General features: G+C 50.6%; 3 protein-coding genes and 1 tRNA gene. 3 read left to right on the top strand and 1 reads right to left on the bottom strand.

Annotated elements, in window-relative coordinates; translation table 11 throughout:
• Window positions 1-188: 188 nt before the first annotated feature.
• Window positions 189-279 (top strand) — tRNA-Ser (locus tag M0Q40_12510).
• Between the two features lie 1,155 nt (window positions 280-1,434).
• On the opposite strand, the gene M0Q40_12515 is transcribed toward M0Q40_12510, so the two are convergent.
• On the bottom strand, window positions 1,435-1,713 hold the full coding sequence (locus M0Q40_12515) for a hypothetical protein (protein ID MCK9223410.1): 279 nt from the start codon (window positions 1,711-1,713) through the stop codon (window positions 1,435-1,437).
• Between the two features lie 743 nt (window positions 1,714-2,456).
• On the opposite strand from M0Q40_12515, the gene M0Q40_12520 reads away from it, so the two are divergent.
• Window positions 2,457-3,461 carry a class I SAM-dependent methyltransferase gene (locus M0Q40_12520; protein MCK9223411.1) on the top strand — a complete coding sequence of 335 codons (1,005 nt, stop codon included), beginning with the start codon at window positions 2,457-2,459 and terminating at the stop codon, window positions 3,459-3,461.
• 90 nt (window positions 3,462-3,551) lie between these two features.
• Window positions 3,552-3,950, top strand: a complete 399-nt coding sequence (locus M0Q40_12525) for an alkaline phosphatase (protein ID MCK9223412.1) — start codon at window positions 3,552-3,554, stop codon at window positions 3,948-3,950.
• Window positions 3,951-4,276: the final 326 nt, after the last annotated feature.

Below are 4,276 nucleotides of genomic sequence, written 5' to 3' on the forward strand. Positions count from 1 at the left end.
GATCAATGCGCGCGAATTGCCTGATAACTTTTTCGATAGTTCCCAATACATATGATACTGTGCCTAACGTGCATAAACACTATTCCTTAACCTGGTTTTCCCATCTTAGTTGCGGAAGTGCTGGTGAGTGATCGCGGGGACTTGCTTAGGGCAGAAAGGACTGATATAATTAGATGCGTCCACCTTTCGGAGGGGTGCCAGAGTGGACGAATGGAGCGGTCTTGAAAACCGTCGAGGGTGCTGAGCTCTCCGTGGGTTCGAATCCCACCCCCTCCGCCATAGAAAATGGCAAGAATATATTTATAGTATAAAAGGGTAGGTCTATGTGCTTTTGGAGGGCTTTCGCTTGAAAAAGTGGAAGCCCTTCTTGTGTGCCCAGCATGTCTGCTGAGCCGAAGGGTTGAAAGAAACTCTGTCGCCTAACCGGCGGGAAGACAATCCGTAAACAAGGGCGCCACTGGTAACGGTAGGGTCTGAAGGAAGTCGAAGGAAGAACATGGAACGTATCGCAAGCAAACCGAGGATGGCCTGTTAGGTGGGTAACCTTGTGAGATATGGGAAAGCCCAGAAGCTAGACAACCTAAGGGGTTAGGGCGGATTGGTGTTCAGGCAGGCAGACTTACCTGGGGAAGCCCTACACCATCCAAGTCGACTTGGATGGTGTAGGGTGGCAGATGAGTCCGTAGTAGTTATGAACCCTTAGCCTGTGAAGGCTGGTAACAGACCGGAGGGTAAAACTAAGGGGACAGTGTTCATGTGGCACTGAGCTACTAGTGCCAAAAGCGCTAGCAGTTGCGAAGGGGCGAAAGCAGACTAAAGTGTACGACCGCGTAACAAACGAGCAGGAGAGAAGATAACCAAGGCTGAAGCGCCAAGGGGAACGGGATTACCGGGGGGGGTGACGAGCCAACTTGGATCTGCGTCCGCTCAGCAGAGTACCGTGGATGAGTATGGTAGATTGCCATAGAGACGCCACACAAACCATGGAAAGTAACTGCGATCATGCAAGGGAGAGACGTAGGAAGTACAGCGAGATGAAAAGCAAACCTCGCGGGATACTAGGTTGGCATCTTGCATCGTTACTATCCAAATGACTGAAGCTTGCTAGGAACCGTGTACGGGTCCGTACGCACGGTTCTGTGGGGTTGTCAACACTTTTGCGGACACTTGCTAAGCGACACTCATCATAAGTTCCCCCGTGTAATGGTTCAGCCATTCCATCGGACTAAGATAACCTAGCCTCTTTTGTACGCGGCGTGTATTATAAAACCCTTCAATATATGCGAAGATTGCTTGGCGGGCTTCTTCACGAGTTGGGAATTGCCGCCAATGAACGCTTTGTTGGAATTCTAAGTCCTTCAACAGTTCCTGAGTCGCTTTGGCGGTATATTGCACTCCAAGGTCACTATGGTGTATATAGTCTTTTGGCAAACCCTAGCGCTTTTTAGCCTCCTTTATCGTCTCTGTCACTAACTCAGCTTTCATGTTATCCGCCATGGTATGAGCTAAAACGATACCTGTCGCCACGTCCTTGACTTTACAGAGGTATTCAAAGCCTTCAGAGGTTCTGATGTAGCTGATGTCACTTGTGATGACCTGGAAGGGTTTAAAGACCTTAAGATCAAGTATCAGGTTAGGCCATTCCTTGCCTCTGGCATTGCGGCTATCGGTTAACGAGCGTTTGTGAATGGATGAAAGTCCTAGAGTTTTCATGATGCCGGAAACCCGTTTGCATGTCCGCCGGAGCGCTAAGAAGTCGGGTGTGGGAAGTTAGCTGCAAGAGCTTACTCGGGGGAGATGTCACCGTCGATGCGAATATCGCGATAGATCTATAGGAATTGGAGTGTTTAGAGCTTCTTGGGGCCGTTTTTCGCATCATCTATATGCCAAGGATGATACTAGGCACATAAATCCCACACTTAGCCTCGAGTCTCGTTTTCTTAAATCCTGTTCTGACTGATATCTCATCAAGAAGGGGCTGGGCGTTTTTCCTCCTTCTCCGGCGTGAATTCTCAGCCCTGTCGGAGCAGGACCGCCTTGTGATAACCACATGCTATGAGATCAAGACAGTGTGCCTATCGAATGACGCGGTGGTTCGGAGAGCCTGCAAGAGCCATCATATACAGGTGAGCGGTCTACTAGGAGTGTTGAAATGTGCGAGAACTCATAGGCTCATATCACAGGACAAGCTGCGTGCGCTAATACATAGACTTGCTGATACTAGTTGCTACGTCAGTCCGGGCTTGATCCGCAAGTTCGAGGATGAATTTGGCCTGGATGAATCAGCTGGGTAGGAGCTTTGATCATCCCCTGAGGTGGAGGCGATGGGATAGCCTTGGCTTCGTCACCCTAACGGGCGGGGCAAGGTAAGGGAAAGAATAGCTCCGACAAGGATTCGGTACACATAGACGGATAGCCTCCGGTAGGCTAGTACTGGGATGGAGAGGAGGTATCCTTTGGATATTGTCCATTGGATTGAGCAAAACTTACCCATAACCAGCTGCACATCCGATGTTTTCATATATGATGACATGGAATCTCAGTCAGGGCAGTCACTGCCAGTGATATACAAGCCGTTTGATGCCAACCAGGCAAGTCATTGGCAGGACAGGGGTCAGATACTGGATTATCTCTGTGCTACTGACGGCAGAGAGAAGCGCCTGCTGGACTTCGGGCCAGGGGATGGATGGCCTTCACTGGGTATAGCACCATTTACCAAAGAGGTAATCGGCGTTGACGCTTCTATGAAACGGGTGGAAGTCTGTAGAGCCAATGCTGCCCGCCTAGGAACCACAAATGCTTACTTTGTGCATATACCCGCTGGGGAGGCGCTACCATTTGACGATGAATCCTTCGATGGAGTTGTGGCTGCAAGTTCTATTGAGCAGACTCCGGATCCTAAGGCGACCCTTCGGGAGATATATCGTGTCCTAAGGCCCCAAGGAAGACTTCGCATATGGTATGAAGCTCTTAACAGGTATGGTGGGGGACGAGAGCGGGAGATATGGCTTTCAGCAATTGGCCACTGCACATGTAGGTTGATTATCTATGTTCGGGACATTGCAGGGGAAAGGACTGAGCAGTACGGGCTCACTTTTAGAATGTCCCGGGAAGAGTTGGCTGCATCCCTGGCCCCCGGCAAATCTGAGCCTACCTATGGGGATCTTAGCATCAAAACGCTTGATAACCTGCGTTTGCAGATTGTAGACGTACGGAAGTGTGCCTTAAGGCATCCATCGGCAAAGACCCTTGCCACTTGGCTTGAGGAAGTGGGTTTCAGTGAGGTACTCCCAACACACGATGGAGGTACTTTCGCCAGAAGGCTTTATGATCACGTCCCCATAGACAGGCGCCCTAGTGATATCGATGGCCTAGATGCAGTGCTAGAGCCCCTTGTCGGCATTGCTGTTGAATTGGCTGCTCCCATAGGGCTAGATCCGATGATTACCGCGGTGAAGTAGGGGAGGGTTCGAACTATTTAGAGTCTATGGCCACTATCCCCGGCACGCTCCGTTCGGCCTATCGCTTTCTGTGCGAGAAATCCCGATACTTTGGTAGTCGTTGCAGCTGATCATGAGACAGATGCCCTTAGCATCGGCAAAGATTATGCCTTTGATCCAGTGCTTCTTCGGCAGAACAGGGCTTCCTCGGGTTGTATAGCCCGATTGCTCGACGAAGATAGGAGTAATGCAATTGAGATCATGGAGGAATATGCCGGGATCCGTCTGACCGATGATGGGGTGGCATTGATTCAGATTGTGGCAGATTCTACTCGTGCCGTCGGTACTATCTTTAACGACAGAATTGGGGTAATCTGGGGTTCTGGGAATCACAGTGGCGAAATGCTTCCCTTGAGTGCCCACGGGGCAGACGCCCATCTGTTTGCAGGGTTCTATGATAACACAGATATCCCAAAGAAGATTGCTGAGGCCGTGGGCCTCGACTTCTAGATTTAGCCATTGGTTGTCCATACAGGGTCGTCCCTACATGATGGGTTACTACCCGATTATAGGAGACCTCGCTCCTTCTTCTTCGGCGAGGTCTCCTTCTTGTGTGCCCAGCATGTCTGCTGAGCCGATGGGTTGAAAGAAACCCTGTCACCTAACTAGAAGACAATCCGTAGGCAAGGGCGCCGCTGGGAACGGTGGGGTCTGAAGGAAGTCGAAGGAAGAACATGGAACGTAGCGCAAGCAAACCGAGGATGGCCTGTTAGGTGGGTAACCTTGCGAGATATGGGAAAGCCCAGAAGCTAGACAACCTAAGGGGTTAGGACGGA

The sequence above is a fragment of the Limnochordia bacterium genome, from assembly GCA_023230925.1.
Lineage (GTDB): Bacteria > Bacillota > Limnochordia > DUMW01 > DUMW01 > JALNWK01.